The organism is Vibrio sp. 10N.261.55.A10 (assembly GCF_041470825.1).
GTDB lineage: Bacteria > Pseudomonadota > Gammaproteobacteria > Enterobacterales > Vibrionaceae > Vibrio > Vibrio crassostreae_C.
The window spans coordinates 31,081-57,216 of the sequence record NZ_JBFRNC010000043.1 but is presented as its reverse complement, the minus strand read 5'-3'; the positions used below and the strand labels follow the sequence as shown (position 1 = coordinate 57,216).

The following is a 26,136-nucleotide window of genomic DNA, read 5'->3' as shown; positions in this document are numbered from 1 at the left end:
GGTTTAAATTGTTAAAGAGCGCTAGCGTTTTGTGATTCACATCTCAGTCGCTAGGGGTGCGTACTATACCTGCACCACTTTGAGAGTCAAGGGTTATTTTCAAACTCTTTTTCTCTACCGATTTCGCTGTGTGACTTTCGTCTCACTCCGTGTCGGTGAGGCGGCATTATAGAGAGATTGAGATGGAGCACAAGGGCTTTTTGAAATAAAAGTTTTGTTCGCCTAAAAAGCCACCAGATCCGCATTTTTCGAATAAAAACTAAACATTTGAGACGTATCACAGCAATACATTGGAAAAATGGAAGCCATGAACGTAAGATTCATGTGTCTATTTTGTTAATGGTAGATGCGTCTATTTCGTTTATTAATATGTAGTATTCCGATATGAACTCAAAAAAATCGATGTTGTTAATTGTCGCACTGGCTGTATTAGGCGGCATTGTTTTCTCTCAGGTAGATATATCGCCTGCAATTACCTTTATCCTTGGTGTCTTGGCTTCCGCTTTTGTTGTTAACTTTTCAAGCACCGACTCAAAATCAGATTCAGAACCTAAGGCTTCAACCAAAACACTTTATGTGGGTAACCTTCCATACAAAGCGAACGAATCACATGTACGTGAATTATTCTCAGAGCATGGTGAAGTATTTGCAGTACGTTTAATGAAAGACAAACGTACTGGTAAAAGAAGAGGCTTTGGATTTGTTGTTATGGCAAGTAATGATGTGAATCATGCAATCTCTGCACTTAACGATAAAGATTACATGCAACGCACTTTAAAAGTACGTGTTGCAAATGATCCTAAACATCCTGAAGCGGACGAATCTGAACTGAGCTAAACCCTAACTGCTTTAACATACTATTTAGTGCACTTTCTTTTTTAGGAAGTGCACTACAAAAAACTTCACGTACTCCCCCTTCTTTATTAACGCTTTCCAAACCCAACAAATCTTGAACTCGCTTCGCTATTGCTTTACCAGAATCTATCAGCATTACACTTTCACCTAGTACTTGTTGAATCTCAGATTTGATAAGTGGGAAATGAGTACATCCTAAAACAGCCACATCAATCGTGTTGATCATCGGTTGAAGGATTTTCTGTAACTCTTCAAGGCTAATTTCCTCACCTCTGAGTTTATCTTCGGCCATATCCACCAGTCGAGTAGAACCCAACAGCTCTACTCTTTTATTGCTCGAGAAGTTTTTGATGAGCTCGTGTGTGTATTCACGAGTAATCGTCGCAGGGGTTGCAATAAGTCCAACCGCTTTATTAGCCAGTAACGAGGCAGGTTTGATTGCCGGGACAACACCGACAATAGGGATAAGGTTATTAGCGCGAAGTGCAGGCAGGACTATCGTACTGGCCGTATTACAAGCTATCACCACAATATCAATAGCGTGACTCGCAACAAAACTGGCGACGATACTTTGGACTCGCTGAATGAGGACTTGCTGATCGAGCTCACCATATGGGTAAGCCTCGTTATCGAATACATAGATATAGTTGTGATTTGGTAGTAACTGGCTTATCTCTTTATATACAGAGATGCCGCCAACTCCAGAATCAAAGACCAATATGTTTTTTTGTATGCTTTTCGACACAACCATTACCTGTAAGAAGTTCCGCAGCAATGATACCCCTTCACTTAGTTTTCGCCAATCATCACTCTATATAATGCAAGCTCGGTAGCGTTGATGCCCAAAGCGCTCACCCTGCTCTACATTTTCTAGCTCTATCTTGAGCTTACCTTTAAAGCATGGCGCTGACGTTACTAAGGTATGGAACTCACCATCTTCTCCACATGGGTCGACGTGACTTGGCAAACTGTCTATTAGTTCAGGCGTGTATTCTTTCCCGCAATAGCTCATGTCTAATGCATCGCTATCAACTGTGACGAGAAAGGTTTCGATTCCTCTATTTATGATTTCTTGAGCCAGAGTTTGGCTACTCTCTCCTAGTAGAGGAAATACACACTCCCAGCCCGCAGGTTCTATATAACTTCTTCGGTAATCAGCAATACCATTGCAAAACATATCGCCGAATGCCACGGCATCAATAGATAAACCCGATCCTTTAAGCGCCGTAACAATCGTACTTTGATAGATCTCGTTACTTGGGAACACCTCCGGCAGCTCAATCGTTATTAGAGGCAAACCGATCAATGTAGCCTGCATTCCGACAACCTCGATTGGCGTGACTTGGAAAGGGACCTCATCTCCAACATACGTAGTATAGAGAGCAACAACTTCATACTCGGTGCTTTCAAGTAGACGTTCTAGGGTTAATGTAGAGTCTTTGCCTGACGACCAACTTATGACGACTTTCTTTTTCATTGATATACCCAATAAGAAAAAACCGCCCGAAGGCGGTTTAGGTGATAATTAGAATTGGTAAGTAGCATTCACGTAATATGTACGCTCTGGTGATGGGTATCCACCAGCAGTCTCGTACTCTTCGTCAGTTAAGTTATCCACTCGACCATTTAAAGTAAGGTTTTCATTCGCATAGTAGTTCACTGAAACATCAAACAAGCTATACGCTGCGAGATCTTCAGAGAAGTCCGGTCTCTCACCTACATATTGGAAACCTAATGAAACATCAACATCATCGAAACTAGCCACTGCATTATACTTGTAAATCTTCTTAGCTCGGCGTATCAGTTGCTCACCAGATTGATCTTCTGGGTCTTGGAAATTAGCGCTCACTTGGTGGTTAATAAAGCTAGTATCAAATCCAACGACCATTTCCACACCACGTAATTGGCTTTCGCCATCGGTATTGTAGTACTTACTTGTCGCGTAGTTGTAATCAATTAAGTCTTCGACGTTCGTGTCATAGCCAGTAATCGACCAATCAACATCCTTGATTAAGCCACCAAAAGTCAGTTCAAATGAATCTGCCTTTTCAGCTTCTAACTGTGCATTACCGTAGTAGCTATATAGTTGATACAAGTTAGGTGCTTTGAAGGATGTGCCATAAGCTGCTTTTACAACAAGCCACTCAGCATAACGATAGCCTAACCCTGTGTTGTAAGTAGTTTCTGTACCAAACTGCTCATTGTCATCAACACGAAGACTCAGTTCTCCGAACACTTTATCCGCATCTGCGTTTAATGCAGCGAAGTACGCAACATTCGTTCTGTCGTATTCAGTATTCGAAGGCTTAACAATATAAGCCTCATCACGCCAATCTACACCACCACTAAGAGTCAGTGACGACGTTAGTTTGTATGAATTCACCCATTGAACATTTAGCTGTTCAAGCTCATCAGATGTTGCTGACGCTGAGTTCTTGCCTAAAGACTGTTCGTAGTTCCAGTTATCTTGATTCTGATAGTTAACTAAGAAATCAGACTTAAGTTCACTGCCACTATATTTAACACCAGTAGCAAAGGTCGAATTTTGAACTTCAGCTTCTTTGTAAGAATGGTCTGTACCAAATGAACCATCGTACTGAGAAATGGTTTCAAACATACGGAAATTCGCGAAGCCACTCCATTGCTGATCAAAATTATGAACATAACCAATTAGAGCATTGCGTGATTCAAAACCATGGCGATCACCATCATTAACACCTGGTAATGGATGAACGTTGTATCCCTCATCGGAATCGTAACCAACAGATACGTTCAAGTGACCATTTTCACCGACCTTAGTACCACTAACAAAGCTCAGCTCTTGGTAATCTAAGCTTCCTAAACCTGCACTAACTGCCGTTTTTTCATTGTCAGAGTTTGCAACAGTAATAATGTTGATAACACCGCCGATAGCTTCTGAGCCATACATAGCGGCACGAGCTCCTCGAACGTATTCCACTCGGTCAACGAATGTAATTGGTAACTGGCTAAAATCGACACCACCCTTTGCAGCTCGCGCAAAACGAATACCATCAATGAGAACAAGCACTTGATCAGAGTTAGCACCACGAACAAAGATCGAAGCTTGCTGTCCTCGGCCTCCATTTTGTGAAACCTGAATACCCGTCAATCGTCTAAACACATCTGTTAGAGACTTAGCTTGAATTCGATCGATATCTTGGCGTGTTACTACTTCAACTTGAGCGACAACACTTTCCGTGCTTTGCTCAAAACGGTTAGCCGTAACCACCATGGTTTCGTCGGCAGATGCTTGTTGGGCGTGTAAATTGGAGATAGGTGAAAGCAGCGATGCTACAGCAACCGCTAAAAGGGATTTGTTCATGTTGTGATCCTAAATCGCGTAAATTCCTACCAAACCACATGTCATGGTTTAGCCGCTGGCAGGTATTCGGACTCAAGAGCACAACCTTATGGTTACCTGATATTCGACTTCCCACAAAAAGCTATTTGCAGTGTCTGATGAATACTCGTTCTCTTTTACCGCTGCGCGTCAGTTCTGGATTCACACCAGATTCCCTCTTCAGCCATCTATACATCTAAATGGCACCAGCTTGCCGGAGATAGTATTGACCTCTGAATCATTTGTCTAGTCTAAGATAGTTATAAGCTATAGTTTTCATGGTCGATTTACATTGAATGGCGCTCAACACTGGACAAGCGCCTGTGATTGAATAAAATCTGCGCTCTTGATTTAAAAGCACGACAGCAAAAGGCATAACCATGGCGAATTTAGATGTAAACCCGCAACGCTACCAAGAACAACTGGCAGAAAAGACAGAGCGTCTTACAGAAATGTTCTCAGAATATGATGTGCCTGAACTGGAAGTGTATGAATCTCCAGAACAACACTACCGCATGCGTGCTGAGTTCCGCGTGTGGCATGAAGGTGACGATATGTATTACGTCATGTTCAATCAAGAGACTAAAGAAAAATACCGCGTAGACCAGTTCCCTGCAGCTAGCCGTCTTATCAATGACCTAATGCCTCTATTAACAGATGCAATGAAGGACAACCACTCTCTGCGCCACAAGCTATTCCAAGTAGACTTCCTTTCTACGTTAAGCGGCGAAATTTTGGTGTCATTGCTTTACCACCGTCAATTAGGTGAACAGTGGATTCAAGATGCTAAAGCACTTAAGCAGCAATTAAACGATGAAGGTTTTAACCTAAACCTGATTGGCCGTGCGCGTAAGATGAAAATCGTACTGGACCGCGACTACGTAATTGAAAAGCTAGATGTGAATGGTGATAGCTACATCTACCAACAAGTAGAGAACAGCTTTACTCAACCCAACGGCAAAGTGGCAGAGAAAATGTTGGAATGGGCTGTCGATTGTACTCAAGACAGCAAAGGCGACTTACTTGAGCTTTACTGTGGTAACGGTAACTTCTCATTAGCGCTAGCACAAAACTTCGAGCGTGTACTGGCAACTGAACTGGCGAAACCGTCAGTAGAATCTGCGCAATACAACATCGCTGCGAACAACATTGAAAATGTTCAGATCATCCGTATGTCTGCAGAAGATTTTACTGTAGCAATGGAAGGCAAGCGTGAGTTCCGTCGTCTACAGCAAGCGAACATCGATCTTAAGAGCTACAACTGCAACACTATCTTTGTTGATCCACCGCGTTCAGGTATGGATGTTGATACTTGTAAGATGGTTCAAGGCTACGAGCGTATCATGTACATCTCTTGTAACCCTGAAACATTGAAAGAGAACCTAGACATCCTAAGCGAAACGCACGACATCACTCGTTTTGCTCTGTTTGACCAGTTCCCTTACACGCACCACATGGAAGCTGGCGTATTCCTAGAGCGTAAAGCGTAAGTATCGCTTTCAGGTCTAAGCCAAACAGCAGATACAAAAAACGAGCCCATTGGCTCGTTTTTTTAATTTCTAAATCAGCTTAAGCAGTTTTGCCGATAAAGCCGAGTTTCTTACCTACCCATGCAAGAAGCAACATCGCGACAATAATCGCAAAGAAGTTTGAGCCAGCATCAGGGTGTTGTGCCTTCACAAAAGCCGAGTGGCCAAATGCACCTACAAAGAAACAAGCCAAACCTACTAGTGGAATATCTTCAGATACTGGGTTAGTTAGGTACTCTTGGTAAAGTGCTTGTACAGCCAAGACTAAAGCAATCAGTGGGAAAATAGAGAAGCCCACTTCGCTCATTGTTACCCAAGATAACAGAGCATCACCACACACACCGGCAATAACAGCAAGTACGAGTGTCTTTCTTTCTGAACCACGGTTTACAGTATTATTTTCATTCGACATTATTCAATCCCGCCTTTTAATCGGTTACGTTCACGTTCTTTACGATACCAAAAAGCCCCTTTGGCCATCATTCGCAATTGCATGATCAAGCGTTCAGCCAGTTCATCTCGCTGACGTCGATCTAAATCTAATGCTTCTGCCCCTGAGTTGAAGACCAAGATAACGGAGGCTTCAGCTTGAGTAAAAGCTTCGTCTCGTGTCATGCCAGTCGTTATCAAATATTCGGTTAACTCAGCAGAGAAGTGCTGTATCTCACGAGCTACCGCTGCACGAAACTCAAATGAAGTTCCTGAGCGCTCTCGCAATAACAGTCTGAATACGTTAGGGCTGCTTTCAATGAATTCCATAAAGGTTTCAACCGATGTACGAATCACACTGCCTTCTTTTACTATGCGTTGCCTAGCTTGACGCATTAACTGGCGCAGCAGTAAGCCACCTTCATCAACCATGGTTAAGCCAAGCTCATCCATGTCTTTGAAGTGACGATAAAAGGAAGTCGGTGCTATTCCAGCCTCACGAGCGACTTCTCTCAAGCTTAGATTGGAAAAACTACGATCGGCGCTGAGCTGGCTAAATGCTGCATCGATTAAGCTGCGACGAGTTTTTTCTTTTTGCTGTGCGCGAATGCCCATTGGTTTCATACTTTATCAATTTCTTCTTTTACAGCCTAAACAGGCATGTCTAATACTCTATTCAATATAACGCGAATCACTTATTTATATAAGGCACTCTGGTTATATAAGACACTAAACATACCTCTTTGTTCACGTACCGAAGTAAATACGTTCGAAGAAAAAATTTCAATATCCACGCTGTCATTTGGAGACATACGACATACCAAATATTATTTTTTCGATAACACTGCGTGATCCCACCGACTCTCTGATGCCCTTTTCATGTACCCGAGAACAGAATCGGTTAAAATCTCGCTAAAGCAATGTTAATCAAATATAACAAGGAAGATATCTATGCCGCACTCCAACCACTTTGATGTAATCGTAATTGGTAGTGGCCCCGGAGGAGAAGGGGCAGCGATGGGATTAACCAAAGCCGGGTTGAACGTTGCAATCATTGAGAAAGAGAGCAGCGTTGGTGGTGGTTGTACTCACTGGGGAACAATTCCTTCAAAAGCACTGCGTCATGCCGTAAGTCGTATTATCGAATTCAACAGTAATCCGCTGTTTTGTCAGAACAACAAAAGCATACACTCAACGTTTTCTAACATTTTGGGGCATGCCAAATCGGTTATCGACAAGCAGACTCGATTACGCCAAGGCTTCTACGACCGCAACCAGTGCACGTTGGTCTTTGGTACTGCACGTTTTATCGATACCAACACTGTCTCGGTAATGCAAAGCGATGGCACTGAAGAACATTACAGTGCAGACAAATTTGTTATCGCGACAGGCTCTCGCCCTTACCAACCAGATAACGTCGACTTCCTGCATGAACGTATCTACGACAGTGACTCGATTCTTTCTCTTAAACACGACCCGCAACACATCATCATCTATGGTGCTGGCGTTATTGGTTGTGAATACGCGTCGATTTTCCGCGGTTTGGGTGTAAAAACCGATCTTATCAATACTCGTGACCGTCTGTTGTCATTCCTAGACAATGAAACCTCAGATGCACTTTCTTATCACTTCTGGAACAGCGGTGTCGTGATTCGCAACGATGAAACCTTTGAGAAAATTGAAGGCACTGATGATGGCGTGATCATTCACCTAGAGTCAGGTAAAAAGATGCGCGCTGATTGCCTACTGTATGCCAATGGCCGAACGGGTAATACCGATAAACTGAACCTTGGTGCTGTTGGCTTAGAAGCGGACTCGCGTGGGCAAGTCTCAGTAAATACCAATTACCAAACCAATGTTGACCATGTTTACGCTGTCGGTGATGTGATTGGCTACCCTAGCCTAGCAAGCGCGGCTTATGACCAAGGTCGATTTGTGGCTCAGGCAATTGTGAAGGGTGAAGCTGAACGCCACCTTATCGAAGACATTCCAACCGGCATCTACACCATTCCGGAGATCAGCTCTGTTGGTAAAACCGAGCAAGAACTTACCGCAGCTAAAGTACCGTATGAAGTAGGACGTTCTTCTTTCAAACACCTAGCTCGTGCTCAAATTGCGGGTAAAGATATTGGTAGCTTGAAGATCCTGTTCCATCGCGAAACCAAAGAGATTTTAGGTATCCACGTGTTTGGTGAGCGTGCCGCTGAAATCATCCATATCGGACAAGCGATCATGGAGCAGAAAGGTGAAGCAAATACCATCGAGTACTTTGTGAATACGACCTTTAACTATCCAACGATGGCGGAAGCTTATCGTGTTGCAGCACTCAACGGGCTTAACCGTTTATTCTAGATATAGAACCAATAGGAGTATTTGACCACCCATAGGCCAAATGCATAAAACAGCAAGCCATGCGCTTGCTGTTTTTATTTAAGATATTGAATGTTAAGGTATTGATAGTAATTAGATCATGATGTTCTAAATACCCCTTTACCTGTACAGCCTCATTTACTCTCCACAAACAGAGCCCTCGAGCTAAGCGAGAAACTCCCCTTTCTTCCACTGAGAAACAAACAACACACCAAGACCAATTCCGCGCATTGCCATAAAGCTCAGCATCGCTAACCACAGTGCATGGTTCTCTAAACCTGATGCTAAATAGAAAATCGCGAAGAAACTGCAGGTCGCAACAAACATACTATTGCGCATATCCTTGCCCTTAGTTGCTCCAACAAAAATACCATCCAACAAGAAGCACCACATAGACACCAATGGCATTGCGATTAACCACGGTAAATACACCTCGGCTTGACTCTTCACGTCTGGGATTGTGGTGATCATATTGATTAAGCTCGAGCCAACGAGTGCGAACACTATGGTCAGTACCAAACAAATATTGAAGCTCCAGAAGAAAGTTCCAATCAATGACTGGTTCAGCTCATCTTTGTCTTTCGCGCCTATCGCCTTACCGACCATCGCTTCCATTGCGTAGGCAAAGCCATCCATCCCATAAGAGATGATCATCAAGAAACTCATCAACACGGCATTGGCCGCAACAACATCATCGCCAAAGCTTGCACCTTGGAAGGTCATGAAAGTGAAAGTCGCTTGTAGGCATAATGAACGAAGAAAGATATCGCGATTCAATTTCACGAAACGACTCAAACCTTGGCTGGTTTTCTTAAGCAGATCCCATGGCGATGGTAACTGCTTCTTCGCCCAGATTCGGTAAACACAAATTAGGCCAAATGTTAGACCGGCATAATCAGCCATTACAGATGCCAATGCAGCACCTTCCACTTGCCACCCTAAGCCGATAACAAAAACGATATCCAAAACGATATTGGTGATATTGGTGATGATCACCATCCACATTGGCGCTTTGGCGTTTTGAGTCCCGAGCAGCCAACCTAGAATCACAAAGTTAGTCAGCGCGGCAGGTGCACTCCAAGCGCGGATTGAGAAATATTGCTGACCATAGTGCTTAACTTGATCACTGGCGCTACTCAATGAGAAAACTAAATCGGCGACTAAACTGTGTAAAAGTAAAAAGACACCAGCAAACCCTAAGGCCATGGTCACGCCTTGCACAAAAACTAAGCCTAGTTGCTTGCCATCATTCGCACCATAAGATTGTGCAGCTAGCCCTGTTGTCGACATACGCAGGAAACCAAGCAACCAAAAGGTCACGCTGATCATTGTGCCGCCCAGCGCCACACCACCTAAATACCAAGAGTGCTCTAGGTGACCGATAACCGCCGCATCGACTAAGCCCAACAGTGGAACAGTAATATTAGAGAGAACCATCGGGATCGCGAGCAACAGCACTTTTTTATGCATCGCCTGATTGGATAGCGTTTGAAAAATAGTTTGGGGATTAAATAACTTCACGATCACCTCTTAGATTAGAGGCGATAGTTTAACCTAGTGGGTGGGCTTTCACTATGTTGTGGAATTTTACTTATACCGGCTATGTACTCAGTTACTCGAAATACAAAACACCTAGGATTACCACTTAACGAGCACTAACTGCGGCGTTAAACGCTTTTTGACCTGAGAGATCTTACAAAGAAGTCGCTGCCACAATTTCCAACGGTTGCATTTTTGGTCTAGTGGAGAAAACGCTTTTACCCATTGTGCCCATGGCAACCAATTGAGAACACTGTCTATTGGAGAAGATAGGCCATGCGCATACTTTCCTGAACCAAGTTTTTGCCCCAACGTACTTGAGCTTTTATCTCCAGCTAAGACTAAACACGCATGTGCATGAGTAAAGTAGCGACTCAAAGACTGAATGAAGTTCGCCGTCTGCTGTTCATTGCAATCCAGCAGAGCATGTTCACACACCACCATCACCGAGGCTTGTTCTGGAATATTGAGTTCATCCAACCAAGTCAGGTCATCGACAGAACCACACTCCAAACGATAGCGTTCATTTTTGTGGAACAGACGTTGGCGCCACACAAGGTTTTCCGTGACATCCAGCTCAACCCAATGGCAGCGTCCATTATCTAAACGGTAGAAGCGGGTATCGAGCCCTGCTCCAACATTGATGATCCAAGCATCTGGGTTGTGAGATAGAAATTGCTGAACTTGAGAGTCACAAAGTTGAGTCAGTGTTGCGTAGAGAAGTTGTTGTTGGTCTAGCTCGCCAGTAAGACATTCAGGTGCGAGCTGGCAACGCTTGCAGGCTTGAGCTGCGATGGGGTCATAAACGAGACCATCATCGGCTAGGCTTTCACGACTACGAAACCAAAGATGTTGAACGAGGTTGGTCGGAACTTGGAATTCTTGATGTACAGACCCTTGTTCAGAAGAAGCCTTTTGAACAGAGGAGCGCGGCTTACGAGTAAGCGGCTTCATTTGAGGTTTGGTTGGGTTTGGCATCATCATCTTCCTTGTATCTCGACAAAGAAGATGATAATGAATATCAATTACAATGGCAAGTTATTGAGAATAAATATCAATAAGCTATTTGTACTGACTACATCCAGTCGGTGTTGCGAATAATACCAACCGCAAGCCCTTCAATAGACAAGTGTTGAGATTCTAGATCGACATGGATTGGAGAAAACTCTTCATTTTCAGCATGTAACAGAACCGTTGAACCTTTACGTTCTAGGCGTTTTACCGTTACATCATCATCGACACGAGCCACTACAACCTGACCATCGCGTACATCTTGTGTTTTATGAACAGCTAATAAATCACCATCCATAATACCGATGTCTTTCATACTTTCGCCATTTACACGAAGTAAGAAGTCAGCTTGTGGTTTAAACATGCCTGGATCAACTTGGTAATGCATTTCTACATGCTCTTGAGCCAAGATAGGCTCACCAGCGGCAACCTGACCGATTAATGGTAAACCTTGCTCTTCGTTTGCTGCATCTTCAAGCAAAATACGAATACCGCGAGACGCACCCGGGATAATCTCAATCGCTTCTTTACGAGCAAGAGCTTTCAAATGTTCTTCTGCAGCATTAGCAGAACGGAAGCCTAGTTCACGCGCGATTTCTGCACGTGTCGGTGGCATACCGGAATCTTCGATCTTACCTTTGATAAGGTCAAAGACTTGTTGCTGGCGGGGCGTTAACGGCTTCATGATTCACCTGTCTTTTTATACAGTTGACTGTGAGTATATCCAGTAACTGAACAAAAGCAAAGCAATTGGTTGTTTTTAGTTCATTTTTAGCAAATTACAAAAACAGGATCTCTAGCCACACATAACCTGCGAGTGCCAAACAGATGAAAACTGCTGCCGAACCGACATCTTTAGCCATCCCAGAAAGCTCATGATATTCACTGCCGATTCGGTCGACAACCGCTTCAATCGCGGTATTGATTAGCTCGACAACCATCACCAATACCACCGATGAGATCATTAAGATTCGTTCAACTTGGCTTACATCTAGGTAAAATGCCAACGGAATAAGCACGACCGCCATGAACACTTCCTGTCGAAATGCAGCCTCATTTTTAAACGAACTCGTAATGCCTTGCCATGAAAAGCCTGCTGCTTTGATGATGCGTTTGAATCCGGTGTTTGATTTTTTGGTCATTTTTAACCCTATACTCAATCAGTCGATGAATGATTTTCCACAAACTTAACGGCAATATGACTATTTCCATTAAAAGGTTAGACCAGTTTCTGGTATTCTTGCATCGATTAAATTTACGCCTAGGCTTATCCCTATTTCACTCATAGGATTTATCCTTTTTATCAGAGAAATAGAGATACGCTTCAGCACATTGAAATAACTATTGAGGCAGTGAACCTATATGTCTTCTGGACAATCTTTTTCACGTTCATTAATGAAGCTACCTTTATCCGTATTGGTAAAGGGCACATCAATTCCTTCAAACCCTGTTGAGGATTTGAACATTGATTTGAGCAAACCGATTGTATACGCCTTACCGTTTCGCTCAAGTGTCGACATTCTTACATTGCAAAAACATGCACTTGAATTAGGCCTACCTGATCCGTTGAGCAAGCTTGAAATCAACGGCAAATCACTGCAACGCTACGTTTTCATCTCTTCTCGCAAAACTCTGCTGCAAGACGATGATTATGTACCAAGCTCTTCAATTGAAGTGTTCTCTGAATTGCTTTCACTGCACGCCGACGACTCTGAACTCGATGTTCAAGTTATCCCTGCTACCGTTTTGTGGGGGCGCAAACCTGGTAAAGAGAATAACCAGAAGCCTTACCTACAGGCAATGAACGGCTTAGAGAAATCAAAAGCGGTATTGCTAGCCGGTCGTGACTGCTTGGTTCGCTTTAGTCCTGTGGTTTCTCTGCGTTACATGGCCAACTCACACGGCACCGACAGCACCATCGCGCACAAACTGGCGCGCGTGGCACGTATTCACTTCTCTCGCCAAAAGCTTGCAGCATCAGGCCCTAACCTACCAAGCCGCCAAGCTCTGTTTGATCGCCTGTTAAAATCAGAAGCGATCAAAAAAGCGATTGAAGACGAAGCACAAGCAAAGAACATCTCGATCGAGAAAGCGAGCAAAGAAGCTCAAGACATCATGGACGAGATTGCTGCGAACTTCTCTTACTCGCTGATCAAGCGTGGTGAGAAGATTCTTGGTTGGCTGTGGAATAAGTTGTACCAAGGCCTGCATATCAGCAACGCTTCAACGGTTCGTAAGTTGGCTCAAGATGGTCACGAGATTGTTTACGTGCCTTGTCACCGTAGCCACATGGACTACTTACTGCTTTCTTATGTGCTTTACCACGAAGGCATGGTGCCTCCGCACATCGCTGCGGGTATCAACCTGAACTTCTTCCCTGCCGGTCCTATTTTCCGTCATGGTGGTGCGTTCTTTATTCGTCGTAGCTTCAAAGGCAACAAACTGTACTCGACGATTTTCCGTGAATACCTAGCGGAATTGTTCGCTAAAGGTTACTCAGTAGAGTACTTCAGTGAAGGTGGTCGTTCTCGTACAGGTCGTCTACTGCAAGCGAAAACGGGCATGCTAGCGATGACAATCCAAGCAATGCTGCGCGGCATGAACCGTCCGGTGACTTTGGTTCCTGTATACATCGGCTACGAGCACGTGATGGAAGTAGCGACTTACGCGAAAGAACTTCGTGGCAAGCGTAAAGAAAAAGAAAACGCGAGCTTAGTGATTCGTACCATTCGTAAGCTGCGTAACTTTGGTAAAGGCTACGTGAACTTCGGTGAGCCGATTCAACTGAACCAATACCTGAATGAGCACTCACCAGAGTGGACCAAAGACATCGACCCAATGGGCACCAGTAAACCACAATGGATGAATCCAGTGGTTAATGACCTGGCGACCAAAATGATGACGCACATTAACGATGCCGCGGCGACCAACGCATTGACCCTTTGTGCAACCGCGCTATTAGCCTCAAGACAGCGCGCATTGTCTCGTGACTCTTTGGTTTCTCAGATCAATTGCTACCTGTCTCTGCTTAAGAACGTACCTTACTCTGATACATTTACGGTACCAAAAGACAGTGCTGAAGATCTGGTAAAACACGCTGAATCGCTGAACAAGTTCCTAATTGAATCAGACTCAATGGGCGACATTATTTCGCTAGACCGTCACCAGTCAATTCTGATGACCTACTACCGAAACAACATCATTCACTTGTTCGCTCTGCCATCTTTAATTGCCCAGATGACCATTCGTCAGCGCGGTTTATCGATTGAAGCGATTCAAAAGAATGTTGCAGCAATTTATCCGTTCTTAAAGAAAGAGCTGTTCTTAAGCTACGACGAATCACAGCTTGAAGGCGTAGTATCAAACATCATTGATGAACTTGTTAGCCAGGGCATGATTGTTGTGTCTGACAATGAAGTGACGATCAACCAATCGAACAGCCAAGCTCTTATGCTGTTAGGCCGTACGATTTCAGAAACGCTACAGCGCTACTCTATTGCTCTAAACTTGCTGGCAGAGAATCCGGAACTGGACAAATCTGACCTTGAGCAGAAAAGCCAAGACATCGCACAGCGACTTGGTCGATTGCATGGTATCAATGCTCCCGAATTCTTCGATAAAGGTGTGTTTGCTTCTATGTTCGCAACGTTGAAGCAGCAACAGTACCTAGATAACGACGGCAACTGCGATTTAGAGAAGACTCAGCAATTCGCTAAGCTTCTTTACTCGATGCTTTACCCAGAAGTCCGTCTGACTATTCAAGAGAGTATTCACCAAGTCGAGTAATTCCTGTATATAGCAGGGCTCTGATAGCAGATTCAACGCGATCAAAAAAGGCACCCAATGGGTGCCTTTTTCTTTAGCATTCGTTAACTCGAAAAGCGGATGCTTACCAGAAGGTAATGAACAAGCCCGCTGTCACTGCCATTCCAACATAGTTATTATTGAGAAAGGCTTGGAAGCATAGGTCTCGATCACGGTGGCGCATCAGGTGTTGTTGATACACAAACAAGCTGCCCGCTACCAACAATGCCCAATAGAAGGTATCTCCTAGTTGGTAATGCATGCCTAACGCAATCAGCATCGCTAGGGTGACGAGTTGCAAAGAGCCAACAATCAGTTTATCGAAGCGACCAAATAAAATAGCCGTCGATTTAATACCAATCTTCAAGTCATCATCTCGGTCAACCATCGCATATTGCGTGTCGTAAGCAATCGTCCACAACGCGTTAATCACGAAGACAAACCACACAATGCTTGGCAGTTCATTGGTTTGTGCCGCCCAAGCCATTGGTATCGCCCAACTAAACGCTAAGCCAAGAAACAACTGTGGAAGATGCGTAAAACGCTTCATGAAAGGGTAAATGAACGCCAGACCCACACCAATAAATGAGAGCTTAATGGTCAGTGGATTCATGGTGAGTACCAGCAAGAATGAAACTACGGCTAGCACTAAAAAGAGCAGAATCGCTTCCTTACTGGAAACCAAACCAGACGGCAGTGGACGCTGCTTGGTACGTTTAACATGACCATCTACTTTACGGTCCGCAAAGTCATTGATCACACAGCCAGCTGAACGCATCAACACCACGCCGAGTACAAAAACAACCAAGACATCAAAATCAGGCATACCTTGTGCGGCGATAATCAGTGACCACAAGGTCGGCCAAAGGAGTAATAGGGTACCAATCGGGCGATTCATTCGCGTTAATTGCCAATACGCCTTCGCTTTGGTGGCAAGCATTTACACACTCTCCTTAGAGTAAATGGGTGATGTTGGTAAAAACAGTTCTGCCACAAGCATCGGTTTATGGTTCATCCATAATCGAGAACGACGCGCGAGTAATCGCTCATCGCCTGCGATAACCCAACCGACTTGCAGCGCATCTCGCTCCACGTTCTCAGCACTGAAAACGGTCAATCCAAGCGGGACATTACCTTGTTGAGAAAGGTCTGAGTGCTGATGATCTTCTAATGTGACTCGGGGAATCAAGGTTCGACCTAACACCCACGGTTCGTCATCACCCTTTAAAATCACTTTACGCAGTAAGCAATCAAACGATGATAAAAGATGTTCCTCGTCTTGTTGCAGCATTGAGCGTTCTACAACTTGATTATGAAGCAACTCAACAGACAGGTGCTGACAGCACTTCCCCAACTTGCGGGAAAGAGAACCTTGCTCCATCAGCCACTCTTTGGTGGTTTCATTAGGAAAATCAAATGTTTCTGTACTTTGCCAATCTACATTCATTAACGAATTAAGATACAGCGATATTGGCTGATTCATACTAGTATTCAATAGGTGACTTTACACGTACAATAAAGCTTCAACTTTCGAACAAAATTAAAGCGTTCTTCGAATTGTAAACGTATTTAGATTTAGACCGCTCATTGTAACAAGACTAATGCGTTTCGAATATCGCGAATAAACTAAAGAAAAGTCACAAATATGCACAAACGTTATGTAGCCCAAATATTTCTTGCGATTACCCTACTCTTTTCAGCATCAAGTTTCGCGGAAGAGGAGTCGGCAGCTAAACTCGCCTACTTCACGCTAGAGCCAGACCTGACCACCAATTTTTACACTAAAGGTAAAAAACTGGGCTACATTCAGGTTCGCCTCGACATCATGGTGGCAAATAGTAGCGACTTGGCCGCTATTGAGCATCACCAACCACTGATTCGCGATGCGGTGATTGAATTGCTTGGCAAACAAAACGAAGAAACCATTAAATCTCTATCTGGCCGTGAAGACTTAAGAAAATCCTTAGTTGAACACCTCAACAAGATTTTGCTTCCAGAGACAGGTAAAACCCTGATTGCTGACTTACTGTTTACCAAATACCTTTATCAGTAATGATGTAAAACGAATCCCAATAAAAAAGCGGCTCATCTGGCCGCTTTTTTTGTCTCTATCGTTTGGCTACTCATTAGAAGATATGAATTAGCTTCTTGCCGAGCTTGGTGCTTTCATCGCATCGATAAAGCCAATAATCACACCAGCGGCTAGACCAGCTAAATGCGCCGTATTGGCGATAGCCATAAATGGCTGCATGTACCCAAGCACCAACCACACCAACATAAAGCCGACAATCTGTCTTGGGATACCTAAACCAAGTTGTGGCGCCTTCGCACCAACCACCCATAAGTAACCAACCAAGGCATACACAACACCAGACAAACCACCGAAGTTCGCCCCTTCAACCCAATACTGCCCAGCACCTGAAAGCGCAGAAGAGACAGCAAAGATCTGAAGTAGCTTGAGGCTGCCAAGTTTCTTCTCAATGTCTCCACCTAGCTGCCACCACCACAAAATATTAAATGCGATGTGCATAACAGAGAAATGTAGAACGGCATGACTCAACCAACGCCACAGCTGCCATTGCTGTCCATCCACCGCTGGGAAATGTAGGGCATTGAAAATAGCTTGGCCAAAACCGATCTGTTGCAGCGCAAAAATCACCACACACACCAACATCAGGCTTAGTGTCACTGGGCCTGCTTTGGCTTTGATCATGCCCATGAAGCTTGGCGTGTGGTAATGGAAGTTGCTCTTTCTGGTCTCTGCCATGTCCCAAGATGCAGCTTGATAGCGCTTATGATTGGGCTCAGCCAGAAAACGATTCAGCTCAGCTTCGGTTTCAACCTGAAATTGGCCATCAAGAAGCCAAAGAGCAAAACGCCCTTCTCCCTCTGGAGACATCTGAATAGGGATCTGACGAGAGGCCATATAATCAATAAATGCTTGAGCAAGACGTGGATTGTCTAACACCATCAATCTAATCATTGTTACTTCCTATTCATTCTATGAGGGATGCTTGAGGCGGTTCAGGTGATGAAAGTCATTAACCTGCGATCACTGGAAGTTCAGCACGATGCCAAGCTTCGAAACCACCATCAACACTATATACCTCTTCAAAGCCTTGGTTCACTAAATATTGTGCCGCACCTTGGCTACTGATGCCGTGGTAGCACATCACTAAGATAGGTTGTTCGAACTCAACCTCATCCATGAATGACACCATCGTATCGTTAGTCAGGTGGTAGGCTGTTTTTGGGTGGGCAACCGCAAAAGACTGCGGGTCACGTATATCGACAAGTCGAGCTTCGCCTTGTTCGATGAGGGCTTGAGCGCCTTTAACATCGATATGTTTAAACTGGTCCATGACTTTCTCTTTTTATACTGATTTACTTTGCTGCCATTGTAACCTATCCCAAGGCTAACATTCACATCCACTTAATAAGGTTATCCACCAGCGATCACTTTTACACCATTTGTGGATAAATCTGTGAATTGCGTGAATAAAGTGTCTTTTCAAAAATAGATCCACAACATGTAGTAATGATCCTGATCTAACTGTGGGTTAACTGAAACATATCCCCACTCGAAAAACCCCGTCAAAGCCTTACTACACACTGCTTTTAGATAGCTGACGAATAAACTTCTCACAGAGTTATCCACAAAATCATTTTGCAAATTTCGATCGCAAAAGTTGAGAAATCGATCCAAAACAAAAAGGCCGAGATCTCTCGATCTCGGCCTTTTCAAAATTCAGCTATTTGTTAGCTCTACTAGAAAGTAGAAGCTATTAGAAATCACCAACGGCTTGTTTCAATTTCTTCATCGCATTCTTTTCTAACTGGCGAACACGCTCAGCTGATATACTGTAGGTATCCGCTAAGTCTTGCAGGGTTGCCTTGTTGTCGTCTAACCAACGTGAGCGAACAATGTGTTGGCTACGCTCGTCTAAGCTTGCTAGTGCTAGCCCTAGGCGATTATTGGTGTGTGACTCCCAGTTAGCCGCTTCAACCGTCTCAGCAACGTCTGACGCCTTGTCTTCTAGGTAGTAAACTGGAGCAGTGTAAGCAGAACCGCCATCGTCATCGTCCATAGGCGCTTCAAACGTCGCATCTTGTGCTGCTAAGCGAGATTCCATCTCACGAACTTCTGAAGGCTCAACACCCAGTTCACGAGCAACCGTCTCAACTTCACCGTTATTGAACCAACCCAAACGCTTTTTAGACTTACGAAGGTTAAAGAACAGTTTACGCTGTGCCTTAGTGGTCGCAATTTTAACGATACGCCAGTTACGTAGAACGTATTCATGGATTTCAGCTTTGATCCAGTGAACAGCAAACGAGACGAGACGAACACCAACTTCTGGATTGAAGCGCTTAACAGCCTTCATCAAGCCGATGTTACCTTCTTGGACGAGATCAGCCATTGGTAGCCCGTAGCCAGAGTAGCCTCTTGCAACGTGCACCACGAATCTTAGGTGGGAAAGGATCAAGCCTTTCGCAGCGTCGATCTCACCTTTGTAATGTAATCGCTCTGCAAGTCCACGTTCCTCTTCAGGAGTCAGCATAGGGTAGCTGTTCGCTGAGCGGATATAGCTATCTAAACTATCTTGTGTGACTAAAGCCATTTGATACGCTTGGTTTGCCATTCGGTTCCTCATCAATCTCTGATCTGGAGTAATACATCTATTAAAACCCTACAATCTTGAACCTAAAATGAACAGGTTTCAAGGAGGGGGAAGTAATTATGCATAATCAATTCGTCTATACAAGGCAAAAACTGGTTAAAGAAGTGCCTATTTTTCGTCTAAATATGACTCTATTCACCTAAACTGGTTCAATTTCTTTTAGGTGACGCTGTGCAGAAAGCTTTGCAGCCACACTACCAAGCAGAGTTCCGACGATCAAAAGCAGTAAAGATTCATCCCAACTCAGGCCAATTAAACGGAAGTGGCTGTCGTATAGCTGAGCCAAGTCATCCACCGCGCTGTTCAGCAATACGGTAATCAATGCCGTCATTACCCAAGCGCTAATCGAACCTAAAACGCCAAACCACATCCCAGCATAAAGGTATGGTCGAAGAATGTAGCTGTCGGTCGCACCAATCAGCTTCATGGTTTGAATCTCTTCTTTATGCGCCAACACATTAAATCGTAGTGTATTGCCGATAATCAGAAATACCGCGCCCAACATCAATACCGTTAAGGTAATCACGATGACAGCCGCTAATGCTTTGATCGCATCTAATCGCGCTAACCAATCTTCGTCTAGGCGAACATCGGTGACTAATTCTTGTTGTTTAACTGTGCCTGCCAGTTTTTTGATTAGGGTATCGCTGTGCACGCTTGGCGTAATCACCAGCACACCTGGCAGTGAATAATCGTCGAGGATGGTTAAGGCGTCTTCAAAACCAGAATACTGGCTGAGGTCAGCAAGCCCTTGCTGCGGAGAAATGTACTCCACCAGCTCAACTTGATCCCAACTTTCGATTTCATCCTTAAGCACCATTACTCGTGGCTCAGGAATACCATCCTCTACATAAGCACTTATTTGTGACGGGCTAGTGACATCTTGCGCCACTTCCCCAACATTTTTACCCAATAGGTACAAACAAGCTGGCATCGCCAACGCCATAGAGATCACCGCAAGGGTCAGCAAGTTGCCTAACGGGCGCTGCCACATTTGTGAGAACGATGACTTGGCTTGTTTCCAGTGAACAACAAAGAAGCCGTCGCTTGAAGCGCGGTTTGCTGCTCGATTAGATTGAGGTTTCTTGATGCGCTTATTCGCGGCCATAGTCTTCAACCTCACTCAAAAATCCTTGGTTTAATTCAAGATGGCGGTACTGAGGGCGAGTGTTCACTAACCCGATATCGTGCGTCGCTAGGATGATCGTCACACCCGCACGGTTGAACTCTTCAAACAAGCGTAATACACGGTTAGATAATTCAGGGTCTAGGTTACCGGTAGGCTCATCGGCTAAAAGCAGAGTTGGACGGTTAACCACGGCGCGCGCAATACCCACGCGTTGCTGTTCACCACCAGAAAGTTGGCTTGGCAAACAACGGGCTTTATCTAATAAACCGGTTTTATCCAACGCAGCACTGACTCGGCGTTTTATTTCGTTTTCAGAAATAGATTCAATACGCATAGGCAGAGCGACGTTATCGAAAATCGAACGGTCCATCAGCAGGCGATGGTCTTGAAAAACAATCCCAATATTACGGCGTAAGAAAGGAATGTCTTTGGCTGGGATACGAGTGATATCGTGATCGTTGAACCAGACACGTCCATCGGTTGGACGCTCTATCGCGCAGATCAACTTCAGCAAGGTACTTTTACCAGCCCCAGAGTGCCCACCCAAAAAAGCCATCTCTCCACGTTTCAGGTGAAAGTCCACTTTTTGGAGCGCTTGTCTTCCACCTCGGTAGGCTTTACTCACTTGCTGAAATTTGATCACCGAAAATTCCTCTTACGATCACTAATATCAAATTTAAAAACGGTAGCAGATTAAGGATAAACCACTTTGCTACTCGCGTTACTCTTCGCGGCTAAATAGTGCTTCAATGAAGTCTTTAGATTCAAATGGACGCAGGTCATCAATACCTTCACCCACACCAATGTAGCGGATTGGAATCTGGAACTGGTCAGCAATTGAGAAAATTACACCACCTTTCGCCGTACCATCTAGCTTAGTCAGTGTAATACCCGTAACTGGAGCCACTTCACTGAACAACTTCGCTTGGCTGATAGCGTTCTGACCTGTACCTGCATCGAGCGTTAGCATGATTTCGTGTGGCGCAGAGTCATCAATCTTCTTCATTACACGAACGATCTTGCGTAGCTCTTCCATCAGGTTGCTCTTGTTCTGCAAACGACCGGCTGTATCAGCAATCACAACATCAACACCACGAGCCTTCGCTGCTTCAATCGCATCGTAGATAACAGACGCACTGTCCGCACCAGTGTGTTGAGCGATAACTGGCACATCGTTACGCTGACCCCAAACCTGAAGCTGTTCAACGGCTGCAGCACGGAAGGTATCACCCGCTGCTAGCATCACTTTCTTGCCTTCATTTTGGAATTGTTTCGCCAGCTTACCGATCGTAGTTGTCTTACCTACACCGTTCACACCCACCATTAAGATAACGTAAGGTGTTTTAGTGGTATCAACAACCAGTGGCTGTTCCACTTGGCTTAAGATGTCTGCCATCTCTTCTTTGAGCAGACCATAAAGCGCTTCACCGTCTTTTAGGTCATTGCGAGATGCTTTTTCTGTCAGGTTTTCAATGATCTTAACCGTGGTATTCATACCCACGTCAGCAATCAGAAGTTGCTCTTCTAGCTCTTCAAACAGGTCTTCATCGATTTGCTTGCCTTTGAACAGACCAAAGAAACCAGCACCGATGTTTGCTTTAGTGCGGCTTAGGCTGCGCTTAAGACGAGCAAAGAAGCTTTCTGTCGGCTTCTCTTGTACTTCTTCAACCTTAGCTTGAGGAACTGCCACTTCTTCCTGTTCTGCTTCTGCTTCTGCTTCTGCTTCTGCTGCGACAGGTTGCTGCTCTTGTTGAGCTTCTTCAAGCGCTTGCTCAGATTCAGTTGGCTTAACTTGTTCAGCTTCAGGCGCGACCTGTTCAGCCTCAACTTGTGATTCAACTTCAGTTTGATCTTCAACGCTTTCTACGTTCGCTTCATTCTGAGTTTTTGGGCTTTGTTCTTCTTCACCAAAACCAAGCCACGATAATAATCCGCGCTTCTTTTTTTCCGTCATCAGAGGAGTTTCCTAGATCTACTAATTAGCTGTATTGACTTAATACACGTCGACTCTTTGCTATTGTTATACAATACAAGCTTGTACAAACGAATAGTAAAGAAAAATGACAAAGCAGTGATAAGTTTGCTTTTAGCTTGATACACTTTGTCATTGCAAATTTATTTAATACACGAACCCACTTAAATTGGGCTCGGTATAGTATCACTTTATTAGCGGTCAAAAAATCTATGGTAAGACGTCGCCAGCAAAACACATCACAAAAAAAGCCATCCGGAGGCTTTGTTCGAATTATTAGTGGCTCATGGAGAGGTAGAAAGCTGCCTGTTCATGATTTAGAAGGATTACGCCCAACCATTGACCGAGTAAAAGAAACACTCTTTAACTGGGTGGCTCAAGATATCCCACATTCAACTTGCTTGGATGTATTTGCCGGTTCTGGCGGTCTAGGTTTTGAAGCAGCTTCTCGCCAAGCCAAAATGGTGACACTGCTCGAAATGAATCAAAAGGCGGCTAAACAGCTTTCTGATAACGCGAAAGAGCTCAAGGCAGACAACATTAATGTCGTGAATACTGATGCTATCTCTTTCCTTAAGAAACCAGGCACTCCTTACGATATGGTTTTCCTTGATCCACCATTTCGCAAAGGCTTACTGGCAGAAACAGTACAACTGCTTGAGAGTAACGGTTGGCTTGCAGACAATGCCATCATTTACGTCGAGACAGAGAAAGAACTGAAACTCGAAGCTATGCCAGAGAACTGGGAATTGCATCGCGATAAGACCACCGGACAGTCAAGCTACCGACTGTTCAATCGAATTACTGAAGAATAGGAGTTATTGAATGAAGTTCTTGCTTCCACTAGCAAAAGCAGCCATCGCCTTTGTTTGGTTTATCTTGATCGTAAATATTTTCTACCCGTTCCCGGGTAATGCTGCGATTGCGCTTTATATCATGACAGCATTCTTGTTCTTCATGCACGGCCTGCAGATGCTGATTTTCATCGGTGCTTTCGGCGACAAGATCGAGATGTCACGTTGGGAGAAGTGGTCAATATTGATTTTCGGTGTCTTCGCCTTACTCGATATCCGACGCAAACACATGATGTAATCGAGCTTAAGCCCAGATATAAAACGCTTAGCTACAGAAAACATCATGACAGAAACAGTAGAGACAAAAACGCCGCTCATTTGAGCGGCGTTTTTTTATTCAGCAATGATATTGATGTTAGCCCATGTAGCCTTTCACACCATCGAGGAACATTTGCGTCGACAGCATAACCAACAACAAGCCCATCAAGCGTTCGATGGCTTTAAGCCCTCTCTCTCCCAGCACTCGCAGGAAGAAGCCATTAAACATCAGAATGAAGAAGGTAGCGCCCCAAGCCAGCATCACAGCCGCTGAAAGCTCTAACATATTGTCAGGGTGCTGTGTCGACAACAGAATCAATGCCGCAATCACTGAAGGGCCAGCAATCATTGGGATCGCCATCGGCACAATAAACGGTTCTTCACCCGCCGCGAGGCCAGTAATACTACCCGCACTTGGGAAAATCATCTTAATCGCGATAATAAACAGAATAATACCGCCAGAGATACTCAAGGTTTCAGGCTGCACGTGCAGGAAGTTCATGATGCTTTGACCCGCAAATAAGAACAGCAGCAAGATAACCAGTGCGAACATCAGCTCACGAATCAGAACAATACGGCGACGCTTCGGGTCAATATGCTTAAGGATAGAGAGCACGATTGGTAGATTGCCAAGCGGGTCCATAATAAGAAACAGCATGGTTGCTGCAGATAAAATTTCCATAAGTTTGTCTCGAAAAGCGTAAGTGCGCGGAGTATAGCAGCCTCAACATTGATTTTCGAACGCAGTAATAAAAGGATTAACTTATGTAATTAGAAGGGAATTTTGCGAGAGCAAATAGAAAGGAAAAAGAAAAAAGGAAAAAGAGAATTTAAAGAGTGAAGCCGAAACGTCGCATCCACTCTTCTTATCGATAAAAGCCAAAAGGCTCTAAAAACCAAATCTCTGGGAATTAGTGGTTACACACACGTTCGCGATTAGTGCAAAGCTTGTCATCAATAACCACGACCTTTTCCATCTTCAGGAAAAACTTCAGCAATCCATCTAAATCCAGACCGTTCAGCTTACACGTATGAAAACGCGCTTCTGCGCCATAAGTTTGAGCGAGTTCTTGCGTCAACTCTTCACGAGTCAGTGGCTTTTCACTAAGCAGGTTTAAAACGTTGTGTGCATGAATTTCGGTAGTCATAACTCTATCTCATGTTTAATGAAGTAGACGTAGAGTACCTACTTTCATCTGAGCTGCCTTGATGTAGCTCAGAGTTAAGCGAGCTCTACTCTAAATGGTAAGGGAAGCAACAATGAGAGCGTGCGCCAGAAAGTAACTGCCCGTTACCCAAAAGTAAGCGCCCTTGATTGGGCTGCGGTAACTGTTTAGCGCATAAGCTAAGGCCGAAAGGAGCAGCACGCTACAGCCAGCAAAACCGACCGCGTGTGATAACTGAGGATCCAGCAGCCAAACCTCACCAGAAGCCCATGCTAACTGAATAAGCACAATGCCCATGATGACCACGGGAAAAACGAGTTTGTCTAAGCGTGGCAGCAGTAAAAAGAAAGCAACAACGCAAGCTGCCAATAACAGCGCGAACAACCACCAAACCATTTCACCTGATAGCTGTAACCAAAAAGCTTTGCTGTAACAGAGTTGAGCCAATAAGAAGCAGACAAAATGCAGAGGGCGTTTTTGAGTGAGAGTATGAAGCACATCTGCGATCGCAGAGATAGCCAACCCCGCAACTATCCAATAGGTAAAGTCAGCCACAACCGACTGAGTTAAAGCAATTGTCGCTAATAATACAAAGGTAAATACCTTATACGATAAGGCCTGACCGATATGTCCATGTTTCGTTCCTGCTATTGCTCCGATACCAGATAAGGAAACCGCTAACCAACTCCACATACCACTTGCCCTATTGCTTTAAATCGTCGCAAGTCTAGGCACACGAGTGTTGATGTAAAGCCTCAGCCCCTCAAAATTGGATCTTGATTACGCTTCCACTAAAAAGAGTCTCTTTAGATTGAAGTCGTAACAATTACCACCATGACAATGGCCATTCGTTTAAAACTAGAACGAATCATCATAAAACCCATTCAAACTGGCATTAGAGTCGCCATACTTGAATTTTGGCCAATTCTAACCTATCGACCCCACCAAAACCGGCCTAATTCCGTAAAATACCACACTTAAAAAATTAAAATAACCACATTTAAAATAAATAATAACAATAACTTAAATAAACAAACTCAAGATTAATAGGAAAATAAAAACGCCAACCAAGCCTAGACTTGTAAAGTAGCCAGTTTTCTTTTTTAACGCCCAGTTTTGTCAGGTTATTTCAAGCCTCCGGTAAAAATCGCCACAAAAACCAAGCCGAAAACTTAAA

At 44.2% G+C, this 26,136-nt stretch carries 27 protein-coding genes and 1 riboswitch; of the genes, 7 read left to right on the top strand and 20 right to left on the bottom strand.

The genetic code is table 11. From position 1 onward, the window contains the following. The first annotated feature begins 384 nt into the window (after window positions 1-384). Window positions 385-837 carry an RNA-binding protein gene (locus tag AB4274_RS14145; protein ID WP_017061054.1) on the top strand — a complete coding sequence of 151 codons (453 nt, stop codon included), beginning with the start codon at window positions 385-387 and terminating at the stop codon, window positions 835-837. On the opposite strand, the gene murI is transcribed toward AB4274_RS14145, so the two are convergent. From murI to btuB, 3 genes are read right to left on the bottom strand one after another with little or no spacing between them, the layout of a single operon-like run. Beyond that, window positions 800-1,606: a glutamate racemase gene (murI, locus tag AB4274_RS14140; RefSeq protein WP_372112383.1), complete on the bottom strand. Its 807-nt coding sequence runs from the start codon at window positions 1,604-1,606 to the stop codon at window positions 800-802. The genes AB4274_RS14145 and murI overlap by 38 nt on opposite strands. A gap of 60 nt (window positions 1,607-1,666) precedes the next feature. After that, the gene (locus AB4274_RS14135; RefSeq protein ID WP_102332806.1) at window positions 1,667-2,332 is read right to left on the bottom strand and encodes an ATPase; all 666 of its coding nucleotides are present in this window, start codon (window positions 2,330-2,332) and stop codon (window positions 1,667-1,669) included. Window positions 2,333-2,380: 48 nt separating this feature from the next. Continuing rightward, window positions 2,381-4,198, bottom strand: a complete 1,818-nt coding sequence (gene btuB, locus AB4274_RS14130; protein ID WP_017070283.1) for a TonB-dependent vitamin B12 receptor — start codon at window positions 4,196-4,198, stop codon at window positions 2,381-2,383. A 39-nt stretch (window positions 4,199-4,237) separates the two neighbouring features. Next, window positions 4,238-4,442: riboswitch (cobalamin riboswitch) on the bottom strand. 154 nt (window positions 4,443-4,596) lie between these two features. On the opposite strand from btuB, the gene trmA reads away from it, so the two are divergent. Continuing rightward, a complete protein-coding gene (gene trmA / locus AB4274_RS14125; protein WP_017061050.1) occupies window positions 4,597-5,706 on the top strand; it encodes a tRNA (uridine(54)-C5)-methyltransferase TrmA in 1,110 nt (369 codons plus the stop codon). Window positions 5,707-5,785: 79 nt separating this feature from the next. On the opposite strand, the gene AB4274_RS14120 is transcribed toward trmA, so the two are convergent. Continuing rightward, on the bottom strand, window positions 5,786-6,157 hold the full coding sequence (locus tag AB4274_RS14120) for a YijD family membrane protein (RefSeq protein WP_017061049.1): 372 nt from the start codon (window positions 6,155-6,157) through the stop codon (window positions 5,786-5,788). After that, entirely contained in the window at window positions 6,157-6,798 is a 642-nt protein-coding gene (fabR, locus tag AB4274_RS14115; protein WP_010438693.1) for an HTH-type transcriptional repressor FabR, read from the bottom strand. The genes AB4274_RS14120 and fabR overlap by 1 nt, the downstream gene beginning before the upstream one ends. Window positions 6,799-7,125: 327 nt before the next feature. On the opposite strand from fabR, the gene sthA reads away from it, so the two are divergent. Further along, window positions 7,126-8,526, top strand: a complete 1,401-nt coding sequence (gene sthA / locus AB4274_RS14110; RefSeq protein WP_017061048.1) for a Si-specific NAD(P)(+) transhydrogenase — start codon at window positions 7,126-7,128, stop codon at window positions 8,524-8,526. Between the two features lie 183 nt (window positions 8,527-8,709). Here the strand turns inward: sthA and dinF are convergent, their stop codons facing one another. From dinF to AB4274_RS14090, 4 genes are all read right to left on the bottom strand, one after another. Continuing rightward, on the bottom strand, window positions 8,710-10,065 hold the full coding sequence (gene dinF / locus AB4274_RS14105) for an MATE family efflux transporter DinF (protein ID WP_017061047.1): 1,356 nt from the start codon (window positions 10,063-10,065) through the stop codon (window positions 8,710-8,712). A gap of 117 nt (window positions 10,066-10,182) precedes the next feature. Beyond that, window positions 10,183-11,061 (bottom strand): class I SAM-dependent methyltransferase, encoded by an 879-nt coding sequence (locus tag AB4274_RS14100; protein WP_017061046.1) that lies wholly within the window; start codon window positions 11,059-11,061, stop codon window positions 10,183-10,185. A 97-nt stretch (window positions 11,062-11,158) separates the two neighbouring features. Then, the gene (gene lexA / locus AB4274_RS14095; RefSeq protein ID WP_019820514.1) at window positions 11,159-11,779 is read right to left on the bottom strand and encodes a transcriptional repressor LexA; all 621 of its coding nucleotides are present in this window, start codon (window positions 11,777-11,779) and stop codon (window positions 11,159-11,161) included. 94 nt (window positions 11,780-11,873) lie between these two features. Then, window positions 11,874-12,236: a diacylglycerol kinase gene (locus AB4274_RS14090; RefSeq protein ID WP_372083421.1), complete on the bottom strand. Its 363-nt coding sequence runs from the start codon at window positions 12,234-12,236 to the stop codon at window positions 11,874-11,876. 220 nt (window positions 12,237-12,456) lie between these two features. On the opposite strand from AB4274_RS14090, the gene plsB reads away from it, so the two are divergent. Further along, window positions 12,457-14,880 (top strand): glycerol-3-phosphate 1-O-acyltransferase PlsB, encoded by a 2,424-nt coding sequence (gene plsB, locus AB4274_RS14085; RefSeq protein ID WP_371725603.1) that lies wholly within the window; start codon window positions 12,457-12,459, stop codon window positions 14,878-14,880. Window positions 14,881-14,983: 103 nt separating this feature from the next. On the opposite strand, the gene ubiA is transcribed toward plsB, so the two are convergent. Together ubiA and AB4274_RS14075 are read right to left on the bottom strand one after the other, a co-directional pair. Then, window positions 14,984-15,838, bottom strand: a complete 855-nt coding sequence (gene ubiA / locus AB4274_RS14080; RefSeq protein WP_017061043.1) for a 4-hydroxybenzoate octaprenyltransferase — start codon at window positions 15,836-15,838, stop codon at window positions 14,984-14,986. Continuing rightward, window positions 15,839-16,381 (bottom strand): chorismate lyase, encoded by a 543-nt coding sequence (locus AB4274_RS14075; protein WP_164091128.1) that lies wholly within the window; start codon window positions 16,379-16,381, stop codon window positions 15,839-15,841. Between the two features lie 162 nt (window positions 16,382-16,543). On the opposite strand from AB4274_RS14075, the gene AB4274_RS14070 reads away from it, so the two are divergent. Further along, the gene (locus AB4274_RS14070) at window positions 16,544-16,951 is read left to right on the top strand and encodes a flagellar basal body-associated protein FliL (protein WP_017063771.1); all 408 of its coding nucleotides are present in this window, start codon (window positions 16,544-16,546) and stop codon (window positions 16,949-16,951) included. 87 nt (window positions 16,952-17,038) lie between these two features. Here AB4274_RS14070 and glpG read toward each other — a convergent pair whose 3' ends face one another. The 6 genes from glpG to ftsY all read right to left on the bottom strand — a co-directional run bounded on the left by glpG (window position 17,039) and on the right by ftsY (window position 22,663). Further along, on the bottom strand, window positions 17,039-17,881 hold the full coding sequence (glpG, locus tag AB4274_RS14065; RefSeq protein ID WP_017063770.1) for a rhomboid family intramembrane serine protease GlpG: 843 nt from the start codon (window positions 17,879-17,881) through the stop codon (window positions 17,039-17,041). A gap of 58 nt (window positions 17,882-17,939) precedes the next feature. After that, complete coding sequence (glpE, locus tag AB4274_RS14060) at window positions 17,940-18,260, bottom strand: thiosulfate sulfurtransferase GlpE (protein WP_017061039.1); 321 nt, start codon at window positions 18,258-18,260, stop codon at window positions 17,940-17,942. 423 nt (window positions 18,261-18,683) lie between these two features. Continuing rightward, a complete protein-coding gene (gene rpoH / locus AB4274_RS14055) occupies window positions 18,684-19,541 on the bottom strand; it encodes an RNA polymerase sigma factor RpoH (RefSeq protein ID WP_017055518.1) in 858 nt (285 codons plus the stop codon). Window positions 19,542-19,719: 178 nt separating this feature from the next. Next, entirely contained in the window at window positions 19,720-20,688 is a 969-nt protein-coding gene (gene ftsX, locus AB4274_RS14050) for a permease-like cell division protein FtsX (protein ID WP_372112381.1), read from the bottom strand. Further along, window positions 20,675-21,352, bottom strand: a complete 678-nt coding sequence (gene ftsE / locus AB4274_RS14045; RefSeq protein WP_004736585.1) for a cell division ATP-binding protein FtsE — start codon at window positions 21,350-21,352, stop codon at window positions 20,675-20,677. The genes ftsX and ftsE overlap by 14 nt, the downstream gene beginning before the upstream one ends. A 78-nt stretch (window positions 21,353-21,430) precedes the next feature. Beyond that, on the bottom strand, window positions 21,431-22,663 hold the full coding sequence (ftsY, locus tag AB4274_RS14040) for a signal recognition particle-docking protein FtsY (RefSeq protein ID WP_017068601.1): 1,233 nt from the start codon (window positions 22,661-22,663) through the stop codon (window positions 21,431-21,433). Between the two features lie 230 nt (window positions 22,664-22,893). On the opposite strand from ftsY, the gene rsmD reads away from it, so the two are divergent. Both rsmD and AB4274_RS14030 read left to right on the top strand, forming a co-directional pair. Further along, on the top strand, window positions 22,894-23,496 hold the full coding sequence (gene rsmD / locus AB4274_RS14035) for a 16S rRNA (guanine(966)-N(2))-methyltransferase RsmD (protein ID WP_017061036.1): 603 nt from the start codon (window positions 22,894-22,896) through the stop codon (window positions 23,494-23,496). A gap of 10 nt (window positions 23,497-23,506) precedes the next feature. After that, window positions 23,507-23,773, top strand: coding sequence for a DUF1145 domain-containing protein (locus AB4274_RS14030; RefSeq protein WP_016784000.1), 267 nt, complete (start codon window positions 23,507-23,509; stop codon window positions 23,771-23,773). A gap of 117 nt (window positions 23,774-23,890) precedes the next feature. On the opposite strand, the gene AB4274_RS14025 is transcribed toward AB4274_RS14030, so the two are convergent. The 3 genes from AB4274_RS14025 to AB4274_RS14015 all read right to left on the bottom strand — a co-directional run bounded on the left by AB4274_RS14025 (window position 23,891) and on the right by AB4274_RS14015 (window position 25,652). Beyond that, window positions 23,891-24,475, bottom strand: coding sequence for a YhgN family NAAT transporter (locus tag AB4274_RS14025; protein ID WP_017061035.1), 585 nt, complete (start codon window positions 24,473-24,475; stop codon window positions 23,891-23,893). A 229-nt stretch (window positions 24,476-24,704) separates the two neighbouring features. Next, window positions 24,705-24,941 carry a YecH family metal-binding protein gene (locus tag AB4274_RS14020; protein WP_017061034.1) on the bottom strand — a complete coding sequence of 79 codons (237 nt, stop codon included), beginning with the start codon at window positions 24,939-24,941 and terminating at the stop codon, window positions 24,705-24,707. A gap of 90 nt (window positions 24,942-25,031) precedes the next feature. Then, window positions 25,032-25,652: a lysoplasmalogenase gene (locus AB4274_RS14015; protein ID WP_102393081.1), complete on the bottom strand. Its 621-nt coding sequence runs from the start codon at window positions 25,650-25,652 to the stop codon at window positions 25,032-25,034. Window positions 25,653-26,136 lie beyond the last annotated feature (484 nt).

What these genes read in the sequence shown, in the direction of transcription:
- ftsY (WP_017068601.1), bottom strand. Translation starts at nt 22,663, where the DNA reads ATGACGGAAAAAAAGAAGCGCGGATTATTATCGTGGCTTGGTTTTGGT.
- fabR (WP_010438693.1), bottom strand. Translation starts at nt 6,798, where the DNA reads ATGAAACCAATGGGCATTCGCGCACAGCAAAAAGAAAAAACTCGTCGC.
- sthA (WP_017061048.1), top strand. Translation starts at nt 7,126, where the DNA reads ATGCCGCACTCCAACCACTTTGATGTAATCGTAATTGGTAGTGGCCCC.
- plsB (WP_371725603.1), top strand. Translation starts at nt 12,457, where the DNA reads ATGTCTTCTGGACAATCTTTTTCACGTTCATTAATGAAGCTACCTTTA.
- trmA (WP_017061050.1), top strand. Translation starts at nt 4,597, where the DNA reads ATGGCGAATTTAGATGTAAACCCGCAACGCTACCAAGAACAACTGGCA.
- AB4274_RS14090 (WP_372083421.1), bottom strand. Translation starts at nt 12,236, where the DNA reads ATGACCAAAAAATCAAACACCGGATTCAAACGCATCATCAAAGCAGCA.
- AB4274_RS14120 (WP_017061049.1), bottom strand. Translation starts at nt 6,157, where the DNA reads ATGTCGAATGAAAATAATACTGTAAACCGTGGTTCAGAAAGAAAGACA.
- AB4274_RS14100 (WP_017061046.1), bottom strand. Translation starts at nt 11,061, where the DNA reads ATGCCAAACCCAACCAAACCTCAAATGAAGCCGCTTACTCGTAAGCCG.
- AB4274_RS14015 (WP_102393081.1), bottom strand. Translation starts at nt 25,652, where the DNA reads ATGTGGAGTTGGTTAGCGGTTTCCTTATCTGGTATCGGAGCAATAGCA.
- AB4274_RS14145 (WP_017061054.1), top strand. Translation starts at nt 385, where the DNA reads ATGAACTCAAAAAAATCGATGTTGTTAATTGTCGCACTGGCTGTATTA.
- glpE (WP_017061039.1), bottom strand. Translation starts at nt 18,260, where the DNA reads ATGGACCAGTTTAAACATATCGATGTTAAAGGCGCTCAAGCCCTCATC.
- glpG (WP_017063770.1), bottom strand. Translation starts at nt 17,881, where the DNA reads ATGATTAGATTGATGGTGTTAGACAATCCACGTCTTGCTCAAGCATTT.
- murI (WP_372112383.1), bottom strand. Translation starts at nt 1,606, where the DNA reads ATGGTTGTGTCGAAAAGCATACAAAAAAACATATTGGTCTTTGATTCT.
- AB4274_RS14030 (WP_016784000.1), top strand. Translation starts at nt 23,507, where the DNA reads ATGAAGTTCTTGCTTCCACTAGCAAAAGCAGCCATCGCCTTTGTTTGG.
- rpoH (WP_017055518.1), bottom strand. Translation starts at nt 19,541, where the DNA reads ATGGCAAACCAAGCGTATCAAATGGCTTTAGTCACACAAGATAGTTTA.
- lexA (WP_019820514.1), bottom strand. Translation starts at nt 11,779, where the DNA reads ATGAAGCCGTTAACGCCCCGCCAGCAACAAGTCTTTGACCTTATCAAA.
- rsmD (WP_017061036.1), top strand. Translation starts at nt 22,894, where the DNA reads ATGGTAAGACGTCGCCAGCAAAACACATCACAAAAAAAGCCATCCGGA.
- ubiA (WP_017061043.1), bottom strand. Translation starts at nt 15,838, where the DNA reads ATGCTTGCCACCAAAGCGAAGGCGTATTGGCAATTAACGCGAATGAAT.
- AB4274_RS14135 (WP_102332806.1), bottom strand. Translation starts at nt 2,332, where the DNA reads ATGAAAAAGAAAGTCGTCATAAGTTGGTCGTCAGGCAAAGACTCTACA.
- btuB (WP_017070283.1), bottom strand. Translation starts at nt 4,198, where the DNA reads ATGAACAAATCCCTTTTAGCGGTTGCTGTAGCATCGCTGCTTTCACCT.
- AB4274_RS14025 (WP_017061035.1), bottom strand. Translation starts at nt 24,475, where the DNA reads ATGGAAATTTTATCTGCAGCAACCATGCTGTTTCTTATTATGGACCCG.
- AB4274_RS14075 (WP_164091128.1), bottom strand. Translation starts at nt 16,381, where the DNA reads ATGAATCAGCCAATATCGCTGTATCTTAATTCGTTAATGAATGTAGAT.
- AB4274_RS14020 (WP_017061034.1), bottom strand. Translation starts at nt 24,941, where the DNA reads ATGACTACCGAAATTCATGCACACAACGTTTTAAACCTGCTTAGTGAA.
- ftsX (WP_372112381.1), bottom strand. Translation starts at nt 20,688, where the DNA reads ATGGCCGCGAATAAGCGCATCAAGAAACCTCAATCTAATCGAGCAGCA.
- AB4274_RS14070 (WP_017063771.1), top strand. Translation starts at nt 16,544, where the DNA reads ATGCACAAACGTTATGTAGCCCAAATATTTCTTGCGATTACCCTACTC.